The sequence below is a fragment of the Epibacterium ulvae genome, from assembly GCF_018678075.1.
In the GTDB taxonomy this organism is placed as follows: Bacteria; Pseudomonadota; Alphaproteobacteria; order Rhodobacterales; family Rhodobacteraceae; genus Epibacterium; species Epibacterium ulvae_A.
Window position 1 is genome coordinate 1 of sequence record NZ_JAHHIR010000080.1, and the last position, 22,283, is coordinate 22,283.

The window sequence follows — 22,283 nt, forward strand, 5'->3', positions numbered from 1 at the left end:
GAGCTGCTCATCCGTGAATCGTGCCTTCATTTGTCCGTCCTTTTGTTGGGCGGACTCTACACTAATCTGGAGGAGTTTTAGGGGCTCAGGTCACGGATCACACAGTGTCATCTATCGACCCTCCACAGCGCAGGATGTGAACGCCGTTTTTGCCATCACTGAAAGCGCGGTTCAACGCCTGAGCCCTTCCCCTTACGCGCCAGAAGTGGTGGCAACCTGGATGGCCAACCGCAGCCCAGACTATTACAAGGCCGCTTGCGCCGCAGGGGCGGTTTGGATCGCTGAGCTGGACCGTGAACCTGTGGGCTACAGTCAGGGCGTCCCGGGTGAGATCCTTCGCCTGTTTGTGGCAAGCCAAGCCTCGGGGCGTGGGATTGGTCGAGGCTTAATGAAGAAAGCGCTGGCGCAGGCTTTGCAGCGCGCACTCGTAGGCGGATACACGCAGCCCGTTCAGGAAACTGTACCAAGCACCACACGTTGTGTCCGCGTGTCCTCCAGCCTGGGTGCCGTATGCTTTTATCAAAAATGGGGATTCCGCGAAGTTGCACGCGGCTCTGTCCCGGGTCGTGAGGCTTTGCCTGCCATTGAGATCGTCCGGATGGAAGCGGAATTCCCTCTGTAGCTGCCGCGTTCACCACGCGCCGCCCCTTTCGCCCAGACCACCAACGTCTCCCGCCCCCTGCCCCTGCGCTCTGCTTTTGCAGATCACCGGTTCAGGCGTTGGGCGTGGCACCGGGCCTTTGGCCCGGTGCCACGCCCAACTGGCCAAGGGGATTTTACATCCCCACAGGCCGGGCGGGAGGAGTTCGATTGCATCTTTTCAATAGGTCGTGTATTGAGACGTAACTGCAGCTGAAGACCGTCCAAACGCGTGATCAAATATCCTACATCAAGTCGGTTTCGATATCAGCTTCCGTTCTTAAAAACCGCGGATACCTCTTTGAAACGCCTGCCCAGATAGTAACGCACATTTCAATCTTCGCCCTACATCAACAGGTTAGCCGCCCCGTCCACAAAGACCCGAGGTCGCAGTATCAACCCTTCCAAAAGCTGGCCTGACACCTATCTGCGGAATGCGGTAGGCACGTTTGGTCTTGTGCCAACACTCGCAGAATGTCGTGAAAGGTCTTCGACAGTTCCAGAAGTTGGGCCTCACACCGAGCGGTAAGGTTCAATGCGTATCGTATTTCCCTATCCGTCAATTTCAGCTCAACTCGGCCGTCCTCAAGCCGACACTCATGAAAATAGTAGAGGTCATGACACCTCGCGCAAGCGGTGACGTAAGCATGAAGCATCCACATCCCCTTGGATGCCAAAGTACCACTCAGCAAATGATGGGCCAAATGTTCAGTTACGCAATAACAGCCGCCAAACAGGCCGTGTTGATCGCTGGAACGGTTGCCAGCAACCAGTCTTTGAGCGCATTCCATTGCGCGCCATCAGACGCGTCTATCGCGTCGCTCGCAGTGTCCAACATGATGCGACCGGCCCCATACTCAGCAAAGGCACAATAGATCACGTGAGACAGGCAAGGCAGAATGCGGTCTCTTGCTTGCGCGTCCGTTTCTGACATGTTCCAAAGCCGAGGCAAAGCTGCAAAGATTACTGGGTAAAGCGTTTCCCGGTGGTAGAGTTTCTCCCAAAACAGATCCTCCGCTAACCCGTTGTCCCAGCGCACCAAAAGCTGATTGAGAACGCTTGAGACGTCTTCGACGCCGCAAGCACCCGGTAGGCAACGCCAAATCTCATGATCCAAATCTATTTTCAACGATCAAAGCGTGCCTGAATTGCCAGAAAACGATTGGACGACATAAACGTAAAAAACCCGCAGGACGTGCAGGAGTATCCTTTATGTCCAATTTGACCATAACCACTACTCTAGTGGCAGTTCAAAAACCGCTGTGGCAAGTTGCAGCGCCCGTGCGTTCTGGTCCGCACGTCCTGAACCAAGCCCCATGTGGTCGATCTCAACCCAGAGGAAATACGTGACAACATCCTGAATGCTATCCCCGTGTTGGCGCATCTTGATCGCCTGCGACATATAGCGATCATACTCATCCTCGAAGGGTTGGCCCTTCCAGCCTCCCATAATTTCACTGAGGCCAATTGGGTCCCAAAGGGTCCAAGCCAGCTCCCTCGCCTTCTCGGCAACACCGATGGATTGTTCCATGCGCCTTTACCCACGTTTGATGCAACCGCGCCGTCTTGTGCTAAAAAAAGCTCCCGCACGGTTTCGCGTGCGGGAGCTTTTTTCACCAACCCACTGGGTTAGATCAGAACCCCTGCGGGGTTGGGTGATCTTTGTAGATCTCGATGATCTTGGCCACGGCCGCTTCGGGTGCCAGCTCTTCGCTTTCGCCGCTACGGCGCGACGTCAGTTCGACCACGCCGTTTTTGAGACCACGAGGCCCCACGGTAATGCGCCAGGGCAGACCGATCAGATCCATGGTCGCGAATTTGCCACCGGCGCGTTCCTTGCGATCATCATACAGCGGATCAAGTCCGGCGGCGGTCAGCTGCGCGTAAAGGTCATCACAGGCTGCATTGGCGGCCTCGTCCCCTTGTTTGAGGTTCACGATCCCACAGTGGAACGGGGTAACACCTTCGGGCCAGATGATGCCATTGTCGTCGTGGTTGGCCTCAATAATGGCGCCCAGCAGGCGAGACACACCAATGCCGTGACTGCCCATGTGCACAGGTTGTGGCTTGCCTTCACTCGCTTGAACAGTAGCGCCCAGCGCTTCGGAGTATTTGGTGCCAAAGTAGAAGATCTGGCCGACCTCAATCCCGCGTGCCACGCGACGGCGCTCTTCGGGCACTTCGTCAAACAGCGCCGCTTCATGAGTTTCATCAGTGCGCGCGTATTTGGTGGTGAACTCTTCCAGCACGCCCTGGCACTCTTCAACGCTGTCGTAGTCAATCTCACGATCGCCAAAGGTCAGATCGGTAACCGCGCTGTCATAGAAAACTTCACTCTCGCCTGTTTCAGCCAGCACCAGGAATTCATGGGTATAGTCGCCACCGATGGGACCACCATCCGCACGCATCGGGATCGCCTGCAGACCCATGCGTTCATAGGTGCGCAAATACGTCACCAGATGGCGGTTATAGGCATGCAGCGCATCTTCCTTGGTCAGGTCAAAGTTATACCCGTCCTTCATCAGGAACTCACGGCCGCGCATCACGCCGAACCGCGGGCGGATCTCGTCGCGGAATTTCCACTGGATGTGGTAGAGCGTCAGCGGCAGATCTTTGTACGAGCTGACATGGGCGCGGAAGATGTCGGTGATCATCTCTTCGTTGGTCGGGCCAAACAGCATGTCGCGATCGTGGCGGTCATTGATGCGCAGCATCTCTTCGCCGTAGTCATCGTAGCGCCCGGATTCCTTCCACAGCTCTGCAGGCTGCATCGTTGGCATCAACAGCGGGATGTGACCGGCGCGCATCTGTTCTTCGTGCACGATGCCTTCGATCTTTTTCAGAACCTTAAAGCCCAGCGGCAGCCAGGAATAGATCCCAGCCGAAGATTGTTTGATCATACCAGCGCGCAGCATCAACCGGTGGCTGACAATCTGGGCCTCAGAAGGGTTCTCTTTGAGAACCGGCAGGAAGTAACGGGACAGGCGCATCTTGGCTCCATCAAATGTGTCTTGAGGTTTGAGGAGTGGTTTAGAAGCTGCGTGCACGCGGGGCAAGGGCGGAGATACGCAGGACAGCATTGGCAGGCGCGACAGGATTGCGCTAGACTCGCGTCAAAGGTGATTTGACGGGCGATGGAATTTGAGGCTGTGCTGAACGCAAACATGGAAGAGATAGTGCGTGAAATCCTTCTGGATTTGGACGAAAACGAAGACGCAATCGGAAAAAACGAACCCAAAGAATTCCCTCCCATGCTCGGCCTTGGAGACGGGAACGTTGTCTATGTAACACGAAAGACAGTAGAGCTCGCGAACCGACTGCGTCGTGCAGTTTATTCAATAGAAACAGATCCCAAACAATTCTTTACGCATAAAGACTTCAAAAACGTTGTGGAGCACGCTGTCGCCAATACCCTTCTCGAAGTTAGGACAGGCGGAAACACTGAAGAAAACTGCCAGTCGTTTTTAAAACATTTCGAGAACTATGTCGGCGACTCGATCGACAAAATTAAGGACCAGGGTGGGCGAGAGTACTGCTTTGGCTGTTCGCTGGTTAGCGAACCAAACGTATCTCCCTTCGATATTGGGTCTGTGCGATTTGAACCGCGTGCAGTTTGGTTGGAACGCAAATCAACCGAAAAGCGCACTTCCAAAATAGGGGCACGCAGCAGGGTTATCGAGATCACTCAAGGCGAACTACCATCACAAATATCATCATCTACCAAACGGCGAATTTTGAGACATTGGAACGGAGAAACACTTCGTCCCCGGCGCCCCTCCAAAGACTCATGCACAGAGGGGTCGATCCTTAACGCCGTAGGAGAATTTCCCTATGTAAGCACTGTAACAATGCCCGGCCTTGGAAGTGATCTGAGCTACACACGCGCGCCAAAGGCAGTCCAAACAGCTCTCACCGGGATTTCTTTGATGTGGACACAGCCCTCAAGTGCGCTTCAAGGGCTATCGTTTTCATATCGCGCAGAGCAGAGAGACAGCCCCATTTTGTTTTTCACAAAAAGCGGCTTAGCGCTCGGAGGGGTGCATCAATACGTTAGGCCCTACGCCTCTTACATAGACGAAACACCGTTTGAAAAAATGCTAACAAGGTTTGACCCCGTTCTTAAATCCGTGGGGGATGTAATTGAGTGGAATTTGTCGCCAAAGGGTCAATACTCGAATCCAGCTGTTCGCGGTGTGCTTTCCCAAGCGCTTTATTGGTTTCGAAACGCTTGCATTGCCGAAATGGACCTTGTGGCAATTACGGGATTTGCAACCTGTTTGGACATCCTATCGCTAGGTCAATATGAGACTCAACGCTTGGCCCTTATCAGCAAGATGTGCGAAGCCGATCCCGACAGCGAATTTCTGAATGACGGAACGACCATCAAAGAGTTCTTAAAACGCGTATTTGACGGGCGCCGGAGAATGCTTCACGGCCCATTCAGCGGCAGCGGAACGCAAAAGTGGGACGACCAGTTTACGCAGGACTGGATCGAAGTTAGGTCCCAAGTCGAATACCTAGCAAGGTCGTGCTTAGTCGGATGCTTAGATTGGGCTTTTCGTAACCCAAGCCAAGATACCCCAAATAGCTTTGTAAAATAAGCGTTCAATGACAAGTCCCCGCGCCTGACTTTAGGGAGGTGCAAAGCGCCTTCGTCGTACTGAAAGCACGCCTATGGCGTGACGGGAAGGTCAGGCGTTGCCCGCCTTTGGCGGGCTGGGTGCAAGGAAACTACCCCATCCCCAGCAAATCCCACTCTGTCCCCGGCTTATCCACGCCCGTCTGATCTGCGGGACTTGCAACCGGGGGCGTGGTCGGGGAGAAATGGCGCGTGGATTTGTAAATTTAGCCTCAAGGAGCCGTTATGGCCTTGCCTGCGAAGAAACAGTTTCAATATTGGGGCGTTGCGGCGGTGGTTTTTGCCGTGGTCATGTGGGCGCTTGGCGATGTGCTGCTGCCCTTTATCCTAGGCGCGGCGATTGCCTATATGATCGACCCGGTCGCCGACCGGCTGGAAGACTGGGGCCTGTCGCGCACCGGGGCGACGGCGGCGATTACCATTGGCGCGCTTGTGGTCTTTTTGCTGGTCCTGCTGATCGTGCTGCCGACCCTAATTGGTCAGATGATCGATCTGGTGCGGGTCCTGCCAGATGTGCTGGGCAATCTGCGCAGTTTCGCGCAAGACCAGTTCCCGCAGATCTTTGACCAGCAAAGCCGGATCCATCAGATCCTTGAGACCTTTAGCACGACGCTGCGCGAGAAATCCGTGGTGATCCTTGAGACCGCGCTTGGCTCGGCGGTGTCCTTGTTGAATGTGCTGGTGCTGTTGGTGATTGCGCCCGTGGTGTCGGTCTATCTGTTGTTAGACTGGGACCGGATGATCGCGCGTATTGATGCCTTGCTGCCGCTGGATCATGCGCCGGTGATCCGCAAGTTGGCGGGTGATGTGGACGCGGTGATTGCCTCCTTCATTCGTGGCATGGGCACGGTCTGTCTGATCCTGGGCACCTATTACGCGGTGGCTTTGATGGCGGTGGGGCTGAACTTTGGCCTGGCGGTTGGCTTTGTGGCGGGGCTGGTGACGTTCATCCCCTACCTCGGCTCCTTGATTGGCGGCGCGCTGGCCATCGGGCTGGCGCTGTTTCAATATTGGGGCGCGATCGAGGTTGTGGATGGCGATACGATCACCCATGCCACCGACTGGTTCCGCATCGGCGTTGTCGCGGCGATTTTCATTGCAGGTCAAGTGGTTGAGGGCAACTTCCTCACCCCGAAACTGGTCGGAAATTCGGTCGGTCTGCACCCGGTCTGGCTGCTGCTGGCCCTGTCGGTGTTCGGCGCGCTGTTTGGCTTTGTCGGCATGTTGGTCGCGGTGCCGATTGCGGCAGCCCTTGGGGTTCTGGCGCGGTTTCTGGTGGATCAATATCTGGACAGTCGCCTGTATCGGGGCCTGACCATTCACGAACGTCTGGCCGAGGAAATCGCAGAGGCGGCGGCCGAGGACGAGGCCTGAATGGCCCAACAGCTCAGCTTTGATCTGCCGACAAAACCGGCGCTGGAGCGGGAGGACTTCTTTGTAGCGCCGTCGAATGCGATGGCGGTGGCTTTGCTTGATCCGGCGTTTCACTGGCCCAGTGGCAAGATGGTTCTGACCGGACCCAAAGGTGCAGGCAAAACCCACTTGGCCCATGTCTGGGCGCGCCAGTCCGGGGCTTGGGTTATCCCTGCCCATGCCTTGCCCCATGAGGACATCGCCACCCTCTCCGAAGGTCCGATGGTAGTAGAAGACGTCCCCGATATTGCGCTGGACCCCGCCGCACAAGAAGCGCTGTTTCACCTTCACAATCTGGTGCTGGCGGCAGGTCATGCCCTGATGATGACCGGCCGGCCTGCGCCAAACCATTGGTCGCTGACCCTGCCCGATCTGCAAAGCCGGGTGCAGGCGGCAACCCACGCCGAATTGCAGGCCCCCGATGATGCGTTGCTCGCGGTGGTGCTGGCAAAACTGTTCAATGATCGCCAGATTGCCCCAAAACCCGACGTGATCCCCTATCTGGTGGCCCATATGGATCGCACCTTTGCGGAGGCCGCACAGATTGTCGCCCGGCTGGATCAGCTGTCGCTTAGCGAGAAGCGCAGCCTGTCGCGCCCCTTGGCCATCCGGGCGCTGTCGGATCTGGCGTCACCGGGGCAAGATGAGCTTCCCCTCGAATAATGCACAGTTTATGGGCAAATGCGGTGGCCTGCCCAAAAGTTTCACGCTAGTTTGAGGGTGATATGACCCTGCCACGAATCCCGGATCTGCCATGAACGAAGCCTCCGAAATTGCAACAGATTGGGGAGGTTACGGCCCTCCGTTGTTTAACAACCCGGATGTGCGCGCCCTGTCGCGGGTGGGTGTGGTGGATGTTGGCTCCAACTCGGTGCGGATGGTGGTGTTTGACGGCGCGGCGCGCAGCCCCGCTTATTTCTTTAACGAAAAGATCATGTGCGCGCTTGGCGCGGGCCTGTCGGAAACCGGTAAGCTGAACCCCGAGGGGCGCGAACGGGCCTTGGCCGCGATGCAGCGGTTCAAGCTGTTGGCGGATGGGATGAAGCTGCCGCATCTGACTGTGGTCGCCACTGCTGCGGTGCGGGATGCCCAGGATGGCGCCGATTTCTGCGCCGATGTGTTGCGCGAAACCGGCTTGGTGATCCATGTGATCGACGGCCCGGAAGAGGCGCGCCTGTCGGCGCAGGGCGTGCTGCTCGGCTGGCCCGGTGCCTATGGGTTGATCTGCGACATCGGTGGCTCCTCACTGGAGCTGGCCGAGATCCAGGACAATACGGTGGGCCGGCGCGTGACCTCAGATCTCGGGCCCTTGAAGCTGAAAGAGATCAAGGGCGGCAAACGCGGACGCCAAGCTCATATTGACGCTGTTGTCAGCACGTTGAAAACACAGATGGGTCCCCAACGCGACCGATTGTTTCTGGTTGGCGGCAGCTGGCGCGCGATTGCCCGCATCGATATGGAGCGGCGCGGCTATCCGTTGAAGGTCCAGCATGAATACCGGATGTCGGTAAAGGCCGTGCAGGCCACAGCGAAATACATTGCCAAGGCGGATCTACAAGAGCTGCGCCGGACCTGTGGAATTTCCAGCTCGCGGATGTCGCTGGTGCCCTATGCAGCCGAGGTTCTGTCGCGGCTGGTCAAGACCTTCAAACCGCGAGACATCGCCATCTCAAGCTATGGCATCCGCGAGGGGCTGCTGTTTGAACAGATGCCACAGGCGTTGCGCGACCGTGACCCTCTGATTGAGGCCTGCCGGTTTGCCGAAGACAAGGACGCGCGCCTGCCCGGTTTTGGACGTGCGCTTTATGATTTTGTGCTGCCGCTGTTTCCCCGCGCAGATACATCCAAGAAACGGCTGATCAAAGCGGCCTGCCTGCTGCATGACGTGAGCTGGCGCGCCCATCCCGATTACCGCGCCGAGGTCTGTTTTGAGAATGCAACCCGTGCCAATCTTGGCGGTCTGCGCCATTCTGAACGGGTGTTTGTGGGCCTTGCACTGACGTCGCGCTACAGCAAACGCCGCCCGGCCGCGCGTTTTCGGCAGTTGTTCGATCTGATCGACGACAAGCAGCGCCAAGAAGCAGAAATCCTGGGACGCGCCATGCGTTTCGGCGCCATGCTGGTGGTCAGCACCGACACTGAAATCGGCACGTTCAAATGGCAGCCACGCAAAAAAGTGCTGGAGCTGCGGCTCGACAAAAGCACCGCGCCGATGTTCACCGAAACGGCAGAGGCACGGTTCAAATCGCTCTGTGACGCGCTGGACGCCGAAGGATCACTGCGCGTCGGCCGTTAAGGTGATTTCACGGGTCTCTACGCCCGGTTTTCGGGGCGCAACGATGCGGTCTGCGCCCTAGATCTCGATATCTGTGCTGTCGTCCTTGTCGTCCCGGAGCGGGTCATCACGCTGTTTTTTGCGGATGATGATATCGCCGTTGGGCAGCATCTCGGGCAGCTCATAGACATTCCAATCCTCAACCTTGGCCGCGATATCGGCCAAGGCAGGCCCCATGGTGGAGAGGAATTCGCCCATGGACGGACCGATCTCCCCCATCAACTCCTGAACGCCCTCCAGCGCGGGTGCCATCTCATCCCGCAGGCCACGCAGGAACAATTCGGCGCCTCGTTCCATCAGGGAGCCACCGCTGTCAGCCTCCGCTCCGGCTTCGGGCGCGTCATTGGAGAACAGGCTTTGAGCATGGGCCTGGGACGGCGTCAGGGCTGTTGTTGATAGGGTCAGCGCGGCAAGGATCGTCGCGGACAAAAGCGCATGGCGCATAGGCTGAAACAGGTCGATCACGGTCTGCTCTCCTCTGTGAGGTTGGTGCAAAAGATCATGCGCCCTATATAGGCCGATTGCGCCGGTATTCACAGATGATTTCGCGGGGAAATCGCCGCTGCACGCGCCCACTGTCTGCCTTTGAGTGTTATGCCCGCCAAAAGGGTTTAGCCGTCTCACGCAGCACATCCGCGCGGGTCAGGCCTGCATCCTGCAACGCACTGTCAGGCGCATGCAAAAGATCACGGGCCAGCATGCGACGATATTGGATCCGCTGGATATAGAGCGCCAAACCGTGTGCCTGCGGGCAGACAGGCGTTGTGGATTGCGGAAACGGGCGTGGGAAAGCGATGACCTGCGCCATGGGCCTTATGTCCTTTTCTTCACACTGATGTCTTGTGAGCTTGGTATATCTTGTGGATTATTGGAGAAAAATCGAATTATTCGCACATAATTCGTGAGGAATAGGAACATACGGATTGTCACATCTTCCGCCACTCACCGCCCTGCCCGCCTTTGAAGCCACCGCCCGGTTGGGGTCGGTCACGGCGGCGGCCAGCGAGCTGGGGCGCACCCATGGCGCGGTGAGCAAGCAGATCAAACATCTGGCGGAAGACCTGGGCGGTGATCTGTTTCGCAAATCTGGCACCGGGCTGGTTCTGACTGAACGCGGGGCGCGGCTGCAGGAGGCGTTGTCACCGATGCTGCGCAGGCTCGGGGAGCTGGCGACAGAGTTGCGCCGTGGGTCTGAACAGCAGGTGTTGCGGATTGCAGTTGGCGCGACCTTTGCCACCCGCTGGCTGACCCCGCGCCTGCCCCGGTTTTATGCGACCCACCCAGAGGTGGAGATCACTTTGCTCATGTCAGGTTTGGTTGCCGGGCAGCCGCGATATTCGGGCCAGGATTTCGACATATTGCTGAGCTATGACCGTTTGCGCGGCCCGGTTGGGCCCGGCTTTCATACGGTGGTCATGGGGGATGCAGCCTATGGCCCTGTCTGCGCGCCTAACTACCCGTTTGAACCGAACGCGGCCGGGGGCCAGGTGGCGATGCGCTTCAGCCATGCCGGAGGGCCATCGGCCTGGGCGGCGTGGGAAGAGATTTCCGGCCGTCAGATCCACAGCCCCGAGATGCGCGAACACCCGCACCATATTCTGGCACTGGAGGCTGCCGCTGCTGGCATGGGCATGGCATTGACCGAACGGCGTTTGGTCGCACAGGACCTAGAGCAAGGACGCCTGATCGCACCACTGGGATTTGTGCACGGTAAGGATGGGTTCCTGGCGGCCTTGCCCAACCATCGCCCCGCGCCACAAGCGGCAGAGTTGTTCCTCGATTGGTTAAGGCAAGAGGCACGGGCGTAAGACGCGCCGTTTTGGATGTCTCGCCCAGCCGCAAACAAACCCTCCCGCGCCCGCAGGTGCCTGCCTGCGGCATGACCCCTTGGCGGCCTTGGGCCGGGCAGGCAACCCTGACGGGTTGCCTGCCGCGCGGACCCTTTGGGTCCGCGCCACGCCCAACGGGAACCGCTGTGCTCTGGCACAGCAGGTGACGGGCGGGAGGGCACGATTGCGAACGCGTTCGCAGGCCGCTGTTGTGTTCAGTTGATCTGAAGATCCAGCGTCACGGGAAAGTGGTCCGAGGCCTGCAGAAGCGCTGTGCGCAAGGCAGTATCGGCATAGATCTCCGCATCGTCGAACGGGTGCCAGATCCGCCACTGTGGGTCATGCCTGCGCAAACCGGGGGAGATCATCACATAGTCCAGCAAAGCGCCAAAGAACCGTTTTCGAACCCGGTCAAAAAACCGCGCAGTTGCGGGCAAGCCGGTTGGCCTTTGCTGACACAGGATCTGTGCGTGGGGGTCAAAGAGCTCTTCCCCCATAACAATTTCAACCGAGGATCGACCAAACAGCGCCTCATATTCATCCAGACCTGGGCCATCATTTAGATCGCCCATCACCAAAAGGTCGTGGCCCTGTTCCAAATGCCAAGCTACCCTGCGGCGCAGCCAGATCGCCTGGGCCAATTGCTTGCGTCGATTGGCAATCGAGATCCGCATGACATCTTCGTCCGTTCGCGCGCCGTGTGGCGCCTTGGACTTCAGATGGGCGCCAATCAGCTGCAGTGTCTGACCGCCAGGGGTGGTGATCTCCAGCTCAAGCGGTGGTTTGGAGAAACGCACCTCGTCCACCTTTTCGTCCACGTCCAGATCGAGTTCGAACACGCCATCAAACTGCGGTGCACTGGCGTGGCTGCGTGGGGTGTGACGCGCAGTCAGCACGTCCGGGTCATAAAGCAGCGCGATCTCTTGCTGGGTGTCATTGGCAAAGCCGATTGCGGCCCGTCGCGCGCGGATGCCAGCCCAACTGGCAAAATGTTCCAGCGCGCGAATGGTGTTTCGACTGCGTCCCGTATCCGGGGCCTCCACCACCAGAACCGCATCAGAATCAATCGCTTGAAAGACGGTCGCCAACGCAGCGGCTTGTTCGGCACGTGTGACGTCAAACCGGCTTGAGCGTGTTCCATTAAGGATCAGCGCATCGTCCCGATCAAACAGGGTGGCGAACCATTCGACATTATATGTGGTGAGACGCATGACCACCGCAGCCGTTAATCTGATCCCAGGCGCGGTTGATGTCGATCATCTTTTTCTCCGCCAGGCGCACCGCCTCTTCGGGCACCCCGCGTGCCATCATGGCATCGGGATGAGTTTCGCGCACCAGGCGGCGCCAGTGTTTGCGGATCTCATCCTTGGAGGCCGTGGGGCTGACGCCCAGCACCGTGTATGGGTCGCGCGGAGCATCCGGCACAAACCGCGCGCGCAGGGCCGAGAATTGCTGAGATGTCTGACCAAAGATTTCGCTCACCTCTTCCAGAAAGGCGTTTTCGCCGGGGTGATAGAACCCGTCCGCCATGGCGATGTGAAACAGACCTTCCATCAGATCACATAGCGTGGTCGGGTCATCGGCAAACATCGCCTGGATGCGACGGGCATAATCTTGATAGCCTGCAACATCTTGGCGGGCGAGGTTAAAGACCTTTGCCGCGCCTGCTTCATCGCCCGGAGCAATACGAAACACCTCGCGAAAGGCCGTCACCTCATCCCGTGTGACCAGCCCGTCAGCCTTGGCCATCTTGGCCCCCAGCGCGACAACCGCGATGGCAAATCCGACCGAACGTTCAGGCGGTGTGCGCAGATGTTCGAACACCTCAGACAGGCTTGCGCCCTTGGCCAGGGCGGACAATGCGTCGGATATGCGGGTCCAGAGTGACATGTGGTGATCATATCTGCTGGCGAATGTGATGTCAGTGGCCAAAGCGTCGCAAAGCGGGGAAAACTGTGCTGCCGATCAACGTGCGTGCTTTGATGTCCGTGCGGTCACAAGATGCGCAATCCGTGAGGTGTGTCGATCTCAGCCCTTAGGCCGGGCGCGCCGACCTCAAACACCACGCGATTGTCTGTGATCCCTAGAGTTGTTTGTAATTCAATGGCTTGTGGGTGGAACACAATCAGGCGACGCAATCGGCATCCTTTTGGAGACAGCCGTGCGGCCGGATGTGATCCTTGCCAGGACAGCACGGCGGGAAATAGATTATCATAGGGAAGACGGCCGCAGTCCGGCACAAACATCTGCCAGCGCAAATCACCGCGCGCCAGCGCGATCTGTGACCCGGCCTCCGGCCAGCGGGTGGCGGCCTGTTGCGGGAAATCCGTGCGGCAGGCCCAGTTCGACAGGTGGGCGGGGCCGGAAAATTGGTCCAAAGCGTACCAACAGGGGCTGTATTCAGGAACAACGTCGGGCTCTTTTGCGATAGCCTCAATATAAATCCCGCCCTCAAGGTGGAGGAGCGCGTTATGGGTGCCAAAGACCGCATGCTGGCCCCCGGGCTGCATTGCAACCCCAAGGGCCTGTTCCACATGGCCCCGTGCATCCGCCAATGTCTCCCCAGCGACAACCAAATGATCCAATTCTAACATCAACCTACCCTCAGTTCATGAGTTTTCGGAACTCGATCATGAAGGTTTTAGCAAAAAAGCCAAGGGCCCCCTCCCGCCCGTCGCCTGTCCCACAAAATGTGAGACGGCTTGCGTTGGGGGTGGCGCATTTGCGCGCTCGGACGAGCGCGCAAATGCGCGGCAGGCGCGCCGGGGTTTCCCCGGCGCGCCTGCCGTGCCCAAGGTCGCACAGAAGCTGTATGTGCCAAAGGCATGTACAGCTGCGGGCGCGGGAGAACGTCCCTGCCCGTGCCCAGACGTCGCGTGTGTTAGGCGCGGGCTTCGCGGATCAGTTTGAGGATATCCTCAGCCGCTTCCGGAATATTGGTGCCGGGGCCAAAAATTGCCTTCACACCAGCACCATAGAGGAACTCATAGTCCTGCTGCGGGATCACGCCACCGCAGATCACGATGATGTCGCCTGCGCCCTGCTTCTTCAGCTCTTCAACCAACTGAGGTGCCAGTGTCTTGTGCCCCGCTGCCTGAGACGAGATCCCCACAACATGCACGTCATTGTCGATGGCGTCTTGTGCGGCCTCTTCCGGCGTCTGGAACAGCGGACCTACGTCCACGTCAAAACCGATATCGGCAAAGGCGGTTGCAATCACTTTGGCCCCGCGATCATGCCCGTCCTGCCCCATCTTAACTACCAACAGACGCGGGCGGCGGCCCTCTTCTTCGGCGAAGGTCTCGATGGATTTCTGGATGGCGGCAAACCCTTCGTCGCCCTCATAGGCTGCGCCATAGACACCTGCCAAAGTCTTCACCTCCGCCGAGTGGCGGCCGAATTCCTTTTCCATTGCCATGCTGATCTCTCCAACAGACGCCCGTGCGCGGGCGGCTTCGACGGCGGCTTCCAACACATTCCCCCCCTCTTTGGCGCGGCGCGTGACTTCGTCCAGGGCGGCCACACAAGCCGCCTCGTCCCGACTGCTGCGGATCTGGTCGAGACGCGCGATCTGGCTTTCCCGTACCGCAACATTGTCCACATCCAGAATGTCGATCGGGTCTTCTTTGTCTTTACGGTATTTGTTGACGCCGACGATCACCTCTTCGCTGCGATCAATCATCGCCTGGCGACGCGCGGCACTTTCTTCGATCCGCAATTTCGGCATGCCCGAGGCGACGGCTTTGGTCATGCCCCCCATGTCCTCGACCTCTTCCATCAGGGCCCAGGCTTTTTCGATCAGATCATTGGTCAAGCTTTCCACGTAGTAGCTGCCCGCCAGCGGGTCGACCACATTGGTGACGCCGGTCTCTTCCTGCAGGACCAGCTGCGTGTTGCGGGCGATGCGGGCCGAGAAATCCGTGGGCAGCGCAATCGCCTCATCCAGAGCATTTGTGTGCAGGCTTTGGGTGCCGCCCAGAACCGCCGACATCGCCTCATAAGCGGTGCGAACCACGTTATTGTACGGGTCTTGCTCCTGCAGCGACACGCCCGAGGTCTGACAATGGGTGCGCAGCATTTTGGAGCGTTCATTCTTGGCGCCAAAATCGGTCATAACCCGGTGCCACAGGGTCCGGGCTGCGCGCAACTTGCCGATTTCCATGAAGAAATTCATCCCGATGGCAAAGAAGAAGGACAGGCGGCCGGCGAATTTGTCGACATCCATTCCCGCATCCATCGCCGCGCGCACATATTCGCGCCCATCCGCCAGCGTATAGGCAAGCTCCTGCACCAGGTTCGCGCCAGCTTCCTGCATGTGGTAGCCGGAAATGGAGATCGAATTGAATTTCGGCATCTCGTTAGAGGTATATTCGATGATGTCCGAGATCAGCCGCATCGAGGGTTCGGGCGGGTAGATATAGGTGTTGCGCACCATGAATTCTTTTAGAATGTCGTTCTGAATGGTGCCGGACAACAGCGCCTTGTCGTGACCCTGCTCTTCGCCTGCGACAATGAAGGACGCCAGAATTGGGATCACCGCACCGTTCATGGTCATCGAGACCGAGACTTTGTCCAAGGGGATGCCGTCAAAGAGGATCTTCATATCCTCGACACTGTCGATGGCAACGCCGGCCTTGCCCACATCGCCTTCCACCCGCGGGTGGTCGCTGTCATAGCCCCGGTGGGTTGCCAGATCAAAAGCGACCGAGACACCCTGTTGGCCTGCCGCCAGATTACGGCGGTAAAATGCGTTGGATTCCTCGGCGGTGGAGAAGCCGGCGTATTGGCGGATCGTCCAGGGACGGCCGGCATACATTGTGGCTTTTACCCCGCGGGTAAAGGGGCCTTTGCCCGGCAAGGAGCCCATATGAGGGAGCTCCTTGGTGTCATCTTCGGTATATAGCGGCTTGACCTCGATGCCTTCGAGCGTGTTCCAGGTCAGGTCGTCAAGCGGGCGTCCGCGCAGCTCTTTTTCAGCCAGATCCCGCCAATCGTCGGTTTTGGTCATTGGGCCTTCCTCGTGTCAATGTTCTGCGGAATGTTTTTGAATCTCCCGCTTGGTCTTGGTTGTCTTCGGCAATCCGGGCGAGCCCATCGGCTCCAGCCACCAGCCACATGATATCGTCGGCGTAGGCCTCGCGCAGGAGCGCGGTTTGCTCGGCATTGAAGGGGCGCCACAGGCCAAATTGGTCCGCCAGTTTGGCCGCATCCTGATCCATCAAATAGGCCGACAGTTCCTCCACACGCGGAGAGCGCGCCAGACGGATGCGAGCGTGGGCACGCGGGGCACGCATGCCGGTCATCGAGCTGAGCTGCGCATTGGGGCGTCCGCCAAAGGTTTCAAAAGGTTGCACCCAGATGTTCACGTTTGGTAGTGCGGTTGCGATATCGGTGATCACATCGCGCCAGCTGCGCTGCGACTTGGCATAACGGTCCAGCATGTCTTCGGTTGGGAAAGGAAAGCCGCGCGCCACACCATAGGTCAGCGCCGAGGTCCAATAGTGATCAAGGGCGCGGATATTGACCACGATGTCGGTCAACTCCCCATCAAAGGCGGCGCCAAATCGGTTGAGACGGTCGCCCGCATCCGCATAGAGCGTGCCCAGATGCAGGTTCTGGCGCATCGAGCCGAGGATGTTTTCATCCGAGACCACCAGCTGGTCAAACCCCGTGGCACGTTCGGCGGCAAGTTTCAGTTTGATGCGTCCCCGTGCGCGCTGGTTGGCGTCGCCCTTGGGCAGCAGTTGTGGCCCCGGCAGGACCCCTTGGAACAGGCCAGAGCGGGTCACCTGCGGCCCCCAATAGGCGATGCCGTCATGGGCGGTTTGCGCGCGGTTCTGGCGCATATATTCCTGGAATGTCGTGGTGGCGCAGCGATGGGCGCCGATGTGCAAAAACACTTTCATGGTCGGACCGGTCCTTCTGCCGGAGGCTGTCAAAGCAGCAAAGAATGCGAAACTGTTGCCAGCTTGTTCCGCAGGTCCTTCCAGGATGGTTAACACCATGTGTTTTTTTCGGGGCTTCTGCACATCGCCCATCGCATTTTGGTCATCATGGCATATATTGGAAACAACAGGAGGACCCATGAGACCCCTATTACCTATTGTTTTGACTGCTTTTCTCAGCCCTGTCTTGGCCCCTGCAACTTGGGCCAGTGACGCCACAATGCCGCCAGAAGACGCCTTGTTTCTGGAGGAGTTTGATTCAAATTTGAACGAATTTTTATGGAAAAAGCGCCCGATTGTTGTTTTTGCGGACTCCGATGCGGATCCGCGATTCCAAGAACAGCTGGAGCGGCTACGGTCGCAGGAAGATGCGCTGCGGGAACGGGACGTGGTGATTTTGACCGATACGGATCCAACTGAGCGGTCGGAGCTGCGGCGCAAATTGCGCCCACGCGGCTTCCAATTGGTGTTGGTTGGCAAGGATGGCGATGTCAAACTGCGCAAGCCGTCTCCATGGACAGTCCGGGAATTGAACCGGACCATCGACAAGATCCCATTGCGGGTGCGCGAGATCGAGGAGCGGCGGGGCGAGTAGATCACTTGCCGTCCCCCCGCGCATAAAACAGCCAGCGGTTCTCGCTGTCGACGACGATCATCGCCTGTTCTTCGGGATCAAAAACCAGGTCGGCGTTTTCATCCAAAAGCGCCTGCCGGTAATAGGTCTGCAAGGTTTTGGTCATACAGTTCTTGGCAGCGACACCAGATGACACCAGCCCTATCCCCCGGTGCAGGCTGACATTCATCAGCTGTTCGGTGACTGAATTCGGGCTTTCCCCCTTGATGTCAAAGAACACTGGCAGGTCCTCATCCAGCACCCTCTGTACCTTTTGCAAGGTCCGCGCACGGGTAACGGTTGATGAAATCCGGGTGGACTTCAAATCAAAGACAGCCGCAGAACAGCCGATGTCCGCGTAGAAATAAAGGGTTTCTCCCAGGTTCACCCAATCAGAAAGCCGGGTACGAACGTCGTCTTCTTTTTGTTTGGAACACCCTGCAATCACAAGCAAGATCAGCCCGGCACCAACGGCGCGTGCAGCGGTTCGACCGCGTGCGGCCACCCGTTGCCGAGCCCTGGCCAACGACCAGGACATCTTATTGTCAGGCACAACACCCCTCCATTTACTCGGACAGGGGCAAACAGAGCGCCCCCGATAATCCCCAGACCCACCAAGGTCTTTCCCAAAGGTAAATGCTGTTTGTTTACAAGGGGTTAAAGGTAAAATTTTACGTAAACGAATTTGTGCAGGTCTGGCTGCGCGCAAAATCGGCGGCCGCGCCGCGCGCCCATGGGATATCGGCGCGAGAATATCGCGTGAAATCCTGGGGTTAGAGAGCGCGGCGCAGGTCATGGCTTTATTCGAACTCCATAATCACGTCGTCAACGGCAAGGCTGTCACCGGCAGTCGCGTTAATTTTAGTTACGACACCCTTTTTTTCTGCCCGCAGAATGTTCTCCATTTTCATGGCTTCGACGCTGCACAGCGCCTGCCCCTCTTGGACTTCGTCGCCGACCGCAACATTGACCGCGACGATCAGGCCCGGCATGGGGCACAGGAGCAGCTTGGAGGTATCCGGTGGCAGTTTCTCGGGCATCAGCTGCGCAAGCTCTGCCTGACGCGGGGTGCGCACATGGACCTTTAGCTCGGCGCCACGGCTGCGGATGGTGAAGCCATGGGTGATCTTGCCCACTTTCATCACCAAAGGCGCGCCGCCTGCGGCCACCACGGCCAGCTGGTCACCCGGTGTCCAGTCCGAGGTCACGCGGATGGTATTGCCATCCTCAAACCGAACCGTGGATCCGCCGGGATCTGCGTCGATGGACATCGAATAGGTCTGCCCCTGCAAGGCAACGACCCAATCGGTGCCCACTTTGCGTTCGTGATTGTCCATCCGGCCCGACACCTGGGTGCGGCGGATTTCGGCGACGCGGTGCATGGCGGCACAGGACGCGGCGATGCGTTTCAGGTCGGCTTCGGGCAGGTCTACTCCGTCAAACCCGTCGGGATATTCCTCGGCGATAAAGGCCGTGGTCATATCGCCCGAGACGAATTTTGGATGGTCCATCACTGCCGACAGGAATGGTAGGTTGTGGCCAATGCCTTCGACTTCAAAACTGTCGAGCGCCACGCGCATCGCCTCGATCGCCGCATCGCGGGTTGGAGCCCAGGTGCAGAGTTTGGCGATCATCGGGTCGTAGAACATCGAGATCTCGCCGCCCTCATAGACGCCGGTGTCGTTGCGGATCACCACGTCGCCTGCATCGCCAGGTGCCACGCCCGGCGTATATGCTGCGGTTTCCGCCGGAGGACGATAGCGGGTCAGACGCCCAATGGAGGGCAGGAAGTTGCGATAGGGATCTTCGGCATAGAGACGGTTTTCAATGGCCCAGCCGGTCAGTTTTACATCGTCCTGGGTGATGCCCAGTTCCTTGCCTGCGGCGACGCGGATCATCTGCTCCACCAGATCGACGCCCGTGATCAGCTCGGTCACCGGGTGTTCCACCTGCAGGCGGGTGTTCATTTCGAGGAAGTAGAAATTCTTCTCTCCGTCGACAATGAATTCCACGGTGCCAGCCGAGGCATAGCCCACCGCCTTGGCCAATGAGACCGCCTGTTCGCCCATGGCGCGGCGGGTTTCTTCGTCCAGAAACGGGCTCGGCGCTTCCTCGACCACTTTTTGATTGCGGCGTTGGATCGAACATTCACGCTCGCCCAGATAGATGCCATTGCCGTGGCTGTCGCACAGAACCTGAATTTCGATGTGGCGCGGCTGGGTGACGAATTTCTCGATAAAGATCCGGTCGTCGCCAAAGGAATTGGCCGCCTCGTTCTTGGAGGACTGGAACCCTTCGCGGGCTTCTTCGTCATTCCAGGCGATCCGCATGCCCTTACCGCCGCCACCAGCGGAGGCTTTGATCATCACCGGATAGCCAACTTCGTTCGAGATTTTGACCGCGTCTTCGGCGTCCTCAATCAACCCCATGTAACCGGGCACAGTCGAGACGCCGGCTTCCTGCGCGATTTTCTTGGAGGTAATCTTGTCCCCCATGCTTTGGATCGCACCCACCGGCGGACCAACAAAGGCAACACCGGCGTCGGCCAGAGCCTCAGCAAACTTGGAATTTTCCGACAGAAAGCCATATCCCGGATGCACCGCTTGAGCGCCCGAGGCATTGACCGCCTCCATAACCTTGTCGATAACAATATAAGACTGGTTGGCGGGCGGCGGGCCGATATGGATGGCCTCATCCGCCATTTCGACATGCAGCGCTTGCTTGTCCGCGTCCGAATAGATGGCAACGGTCTTGATCCCCATTTTGCGCGCAGTCTTGATGACGCGACAGGCAATCTCCCCCCGGTTGGCAATCAGGATCTTGTCAAACATCGGCTCTCCTTCGGCTCGTTGGTCTGAACGCAAAAAACGCCGCGCCCGGTTGTCCGGGCAGCGGCGCAGTTTGCGAATGTAGGTATGTGTGAGGTGTTGCGCGCCCTTTAGCAGCGGCGCGGGTATTCCTTGCAATAGATGACATTGGCCGCAGCCCCAACAGCTGCGCCTGTGACCAGGTTACCTTGGAGCAACGCGGACCCAACGGTCCCCGCTGCGGCGCCAACGACCGCCTGTTCGCCGGTTGTCTCACCACAGGCCGCAAGGCCCATGCTGCTGACGACGGCCAATGCCAACCAGGACCGCCCTTTTGTATCCTGCACTGCTTCGATCCTTTCTGCATCGTCCCGAGGGATGGCAGAGAGATTGCAGGATGCGAGACATCAAACAAGGGCACCCGGGCGGGCGCTGTCATCTGTGCGAAACTCTGCGCAAATGGCCCAGAGCGTGGGCGAAGCCCTGCCCAAATTGGCCTGCGCATAGGGTTTTTATCACCTAAAACGCCGGGGCGGCTGCTCCCGAAGGAGAAGATATGAAGCAGCCGTAGCCCCATTATCGGTGGCCCTTGCCGTCAAAGATTTCCGGGAAGGACGCGCGCGCAATGGCTTCGTCGATTTGCAGCTCGGCGTCATAATCGGTGGGATCAAAACCGTCTTTGTCGACGGCCACGACTTCGCGCCCGAACAGCCAGCTGAGCCGTCCGGCGTCGAGGTTGCCGCGCTCAAACGGCTCGGTGCCGAAATGTTCCCACAGCGCCAGCATAAAGCCTGCGTCGGCGCGCCGATCTGGGGGGCGGCGGTCGGGGAAACGTTCGCGCGGCGTCAAAGGGGTGGCCCCTTTGGGATTGGCGCGACGGATGATGAATTGGAAATCTGTGCCGGCCAGACGGCCGGGGAATCCGCGATGCTTTAGCATGGTGGTGCCTTTCGACCGGCACCCAGCGGAGCGGCGGGGGCCGGCCGCAGGGCCGGTCCCCTGAAGGGTTTATTTGTATTTGCCGGTGTAGGTCGGCTCTTGCGAGATGGGCTCGGGCTCAACCACAACGAATTCTTCTTGACGGTTGCCACAGGCGGCAACGGCAGCCAGAACGCCAACAACGGCGAACAGTTTGATGCTCTTGGACATTTCAGTCTCCTGGTAACTTGCGTGAAACTGACGAAACCTTGTGGCTCCGCGCGCCTCAACCAATGATGGTGGGTCGGCAAGACCGAACCCGCGGCAATGTTACATGAGCCATTTGCAAAATTACATACCCCCCGCACAAGAGGACGCGCCTGTGACGGCAAAGCCGCAAAAAACTGCCGACACTTAGAGAGAACCACCAGATTTAGAAGAGACATCAGAAGCCCCCCCCATATGCAAGTGTTCGCATCTGTGCTGTAGAGTTCGAAAAACTGGGTCGCTGACGGGTCCGTATCGCCAAAGGGCACCAGTCGATCCGACAAAGAGATCGCGATCCGTTCTGGTTGCAGCTGATGGGCCTTCACATAGGTCAGTGCGACAGTGGTACAAAGGTGATCCATATCCGCCGTCGTGCGGTCGATTTCAAAACTTGCTTTGGTGTGAGCAATCTCGGGTGCAATAAATCGAAATCTAAGCCACAGCTCACCAAGTGTTTTATCCTGTAACACTTCTGCAAGTTTTACGGCCTGCCCCGAGGGAACGGTGAAAATTTCATCAGCTGTTTGCGCACTTGCTGCGAGCGGCACAACACAACCAATAAGGGCAGAAAATGCTGTGGAAATCAGGGGAAATCCGCAGCCCCGGCACCCTGCAATAGGGCCTCCTCCAGCCGGGGCTGCAGGCGCTGCGCTGGCCGCGCGCGCTGTGCTGTAAAGGCGTGACGTGATCATGGCCGCGATTCGTCCCTGTTGTCAAACGCCGTGACCACGAATCGCGAGGAATTACGTGTTTTTACGATAGGTGACACGGAGTCCACGAACCGCACGCTTAGGTTGAAGTCGCATGCATTCCCAAGGGGATAAGTCACAGAATTATGACATGAGAGATACATTATTTCTTGCCCGCCCTACGATTCG

22 protein-coding genes and 1 pseudogene are annotated in these 22,283 nt (G+C 58.2%); 7 read left to right on the top strand and 16 right to left on the bottom strand.

Annotation, left to right across the window (positions count from 1 at the left end; translation table 11 throughout):
- The first annotated feature begins 136 nt into the window (after positions 1 to 136).
- Positions 137 to 622, top strand: coding sequence for a GNAT family N-acetyltransferase (locus KMP13_RS16995; protein ID WP_215267173.1), 486 nt, complete (start codon positions 137 to 139; stop codon positions 620 to 622).
- Positions 623 to 1,351: 729 nt separating this feature from the next.
- Here KMP13_RS16995 and KMP13_RS17000 read toward each other — a convergent pair.
- The 3 genes from KMP13_RS17000 to proS form a co-directional block, all read right to left on the bottom strand.
- Positions 1,352 to 1,756: a hypothetical protein gene (locus KMP13_RS17000; protein WP_215267174.1), complete on the bottom strand. Its 405-nt coding sequence runs from the start codon at positions 1,754 to 1,756 to the stop codon at positions 1,352 to 1,354.
- Positions 1,757 to 1,873: 117 nt separating this feature from the next.
- The gene (locus KMP13_RS17005; RefSeq protein WP_215267175.1) at positions 1,874 to 2,170 is read right to left on the bottom strand and encodes a hypothetical protein; all 297 of its coding nucleotides are present in this window, start codon (positions 2,168 to 2,170) and stop codon (positions 1,874 to 1,876) included.
- Between the two features lie 103 nt (positions 2,171 to 2,273).
- Complete coding sequence (gene proS / locus KMP13_RS17010) at positions 2,274 to 3,629, bottom strand: proline--tRNA ligase (protein ID WP_215267176.1); 1,356 nt, start codon at positions 3,627 to 3,629, stop codon at positions 2,274 to 2,276.
- A 144-nt stretch (positions 3,630 to 3,773) separates the two neighbouring features.
- On the opposite strand from proS, the gene KMP13_RS17015 reads away from it, so the two are divergent.
- From KMP13_RS17015 to KMP13_RS17030, 4 genes are all read left to right on the top strand, one after another.
- Entirely contained in the window at positions 3,774 to 5,240 is a 1,467-nt protein-coding gene (locus KMP13_RS17015) for a hypothetical protein (protein WP_215267177.1), read from the top strand.
- A 263-nt stretch (positions 5,241 to 5,503) separates the two neighbouring features.
- Positions 5,504 to 6,652 carry an AI-2E family transporter gene (locus KMP13_RS17020; RefSeq protein WP_215267178.1) on the top strand — a complete coding sequence of 383 codons (1,149 nt, stop codon included), beginning with the start codon at positions 5,504 to 5,506 and terminating at the stop codon, positions 6,650 to 6,652.
- The gene (locus tag KMP13_RS17025) at positions 6,653 to 7,354 is read left to right on the top strand and encodes an HdaA/DnaA family protein (protein ID WP_215267179.1); all 702 of its coding nucleotides are present in this window, start codon (positions 6,653 to 6,655) and stop codon (positions 7,352 to 7,354) included. It abuts the gene before it with no gap.
- A 91-nt stretch (positions 7,355 to 7,445) separates the two neighbouring features.
- The gene (locus KMP13_RS17030) at positions 7,446 to 8,987 is read left to right on the top strand and encodes a Ppx/GppA family phosphatase (RefSeq protein ID WP_215267180.1); all 1,542 of its coding nucleotides are present in this window, start codon (positions 7,446 to 7,448) and stop codon (positions 8,985 to 8,987) included.
- A 57-nt stretch (positions 8,988 to 9,044) separates the two neighbouring features.
- On the opposite strand, the gene KMP13_RS17035 is transcribed toward KMP13_RS17030, so the two are convergent.
- Positions 9,045 to 9,491, bottom strand: coding sequence for a hypothetical protein (locus tag KMP13_RS17035; protein ID WP_353055727.1), 447 nt, complete (start codon positions 9,489 to 9,491; stop codon positions 9,045 to 9,047).
- Between the two features lie 127 nt (positions 9,492 to 9,618).
- The gene (locus tag KMP13_RS17040; protein WP_215267181.1) at positions 9,619 to 9,834 is read right to left on the bottom strand and encodes a DUF1127 domain-containing protein; all 216 of its coding nucleotides are present in this window, start codon (positions 9,832 to 9,834) and stop codon (positions 9,619 to 9,621) included.
- Positions 9,835 to 9,949: 115 nt separating this feature from the next.
- On the opposite strand from KMP13_RS17040, the gene KMP13_RS17045 reads away from it, so the two are divergent.
- Positions 9,950 to 10,834, top strand: coding sequence for a LysR substrate-binding domain-containing protein (locus tag KMP13_RS17045; protein ID WP_215267182.1), 885 nt, complete (start codon positions 9,950 to 9,952; stop codon positions 10,832 to 10,834).
- A gap of 236 nt (positions 10,835 to 11,070) precedes the next feature.
- Here KMP13_RS17045 and KMP13_RS17050 read toward each other — a convergent pair whose 3' ends face one another.
- The 5 genes from KMP13_RS17050 to KMP13_RS17070 all read right to left on the bottom strand — a co-directional run bounded on the left by KMP13_RS17050 (position 11,071) and on the right by KMP13_RS17070 (position 16,761).
- Positions 11,071 to 12,066: an endonuclease/exonuclease/phosphatase family protein gene (locus KMP13_RS17050; protein WP_215267183.1), complete on the bottom strand. Its 996-nt coding sequence runs from the start codon at positions 12,064 to 12,066 to the stop codon at positions 11,071 to 11,073.
- Positions 12,047 to 12,745, bottom strand: coding sequence for a molecular chaperone DjiA (locus KMP13_RS17055; protein ID WP_215267184.1), 699 nt, complete (start codon positions 12,743 to 12,745; stop codon positions 12,047 to 12,049). Before KMP13_RS17055 ends, KMP13_RS17050 begins: the two co-directional genes overlap by 20 nt.
- Positions 12,746 to 12,849: 104 nt before the next feature.
- Entirely contained in the window at positions 12,850 to 13,449 is a 600-nt protein-coding gene (locus KMP13_RS17060; protein ID WP_215267185.1) for a VOC family protein, read from the bottom strand.
- A gap of 287 nt (positions 13,450 to 13,736) precedes the next feature.
- Positions 13,737 to 15,863 (bottom strand): methylmalonyl-CoA mutase, encoded by a 2,127-nt coding sequence (gene scpA, locus KMP13_RS17065; protein ID WP_215267186.1) that lies wholly within the window; start codon positions 15,861 to 15,863, stop codon positions 13,737 to 13,739.
- On the bottom strand, positions 15,829 to 16,761 hold the full coding sequence (locus KMP13_RS17070; RefSeq protein ID WP_215267187.1) for a hypothetical protein: 933 nt from the start codon (positions 16,759 to 16,761) through the stop codon (positions 15,829 to 15,831). Before KMP13_RS17070 ends, scpA begins: the two co-directional genes overlap by 35 nt.
- 178 nt (positions 16,762 to 16,939) lie before the next feature.
- On the opposite strand from KMP13_RS17070, the gene KMP13_RS17075 reads away from it, so the two are divergent.
- On the top strand, positions 16,940 to 17,395 hold the full coding sequence (locus KMP13_RS17075) for a DUF4174 domain-containing protein (protein ID WP_215267188.1): 456 nt from the start codon (positions 16,940 to 16,942) through the stop codon (positions 17,393 to 17,395).
- Between the two features lies 1 nt (position 17,396).
- Here KMP13_RS17075 and KMP13_RS17080 read toward each other — a convergent pair whose 3' ends face one another.
- The 6 genes and pseudogenes from KMP13_RS17080 to KMP13_RS20665 all read right to left on the bottom strand — a co-directional run.
- Positions 17,397 to 17,966: a hypothetical protein gene (locus tag KMP13_RS17080; RefSeq protein ID WP_215267189.1), complete on the bottom strand. Its 570-nt coding sequence runs from the start codon at positions 17,964 to 17,966 to the stop codon at positions 17,397 to 17,399.
- Between the two features lie 247 nt (positions 17,967 to 18,213).
- Positions 18,214 to 20,244, bottom strand: coding sequence for an acetyl-CoA carboxylase biotin carboxylase subunit (locus KMP13_RS17085; protein ID WP_215267190.1), 2,031 nt, complete (start codon positions 20,242 to 20,244; stop codon positions 18,214 to 18,216).
- 107 nt (positions 20,245 to 20,351) lie between these two features.
- Positions 20,352 to 20,567, bottom strand: a complete 216-nt coding sequence (locus KMP13_RS17090; RefSeq protein ID WP_215267233.1) for a hypothetical protein — start codon at positions 20,565 to 20,567, stop codon at positions 20,352 to 20,354.
- Between the two features lie 229 nt (positions 20,568 to 20,796).
- Positions 20,797 to 21,159 (bottom strand): hypothetical protein, encoded by a 363-nt coding sequence (locus KMP13_RS17095; RefSeq protein ID WP_215267191.1) that lies wholly within the window; start codon positions 21,157 to 21,159, stop codon positions 20,797 to 20,799.
- Positions 21,160 to 21,228: 69 nt separating this feature from the next.
- A complete protein-coding gene (locus tag KMP13_RS17100; RefSeq protein WP_215267192.1) occupies positions 21,229 to 21,369 on the bottom strand; it encodes a hypothetical protein in 141 nt (46 codons plus the stop codon).
- Positions 21,370 to 21,605: 236 nt separating this feature from the next.
- Positions 21,606 to 22,097: pseudogene (locus KMP13_RS20665) on the bottom strand (DUF6497 family protein); the annotation flags it as partial.
- Positions 22,098 to 22,283 lie beyond the last annotated feature (186 nt).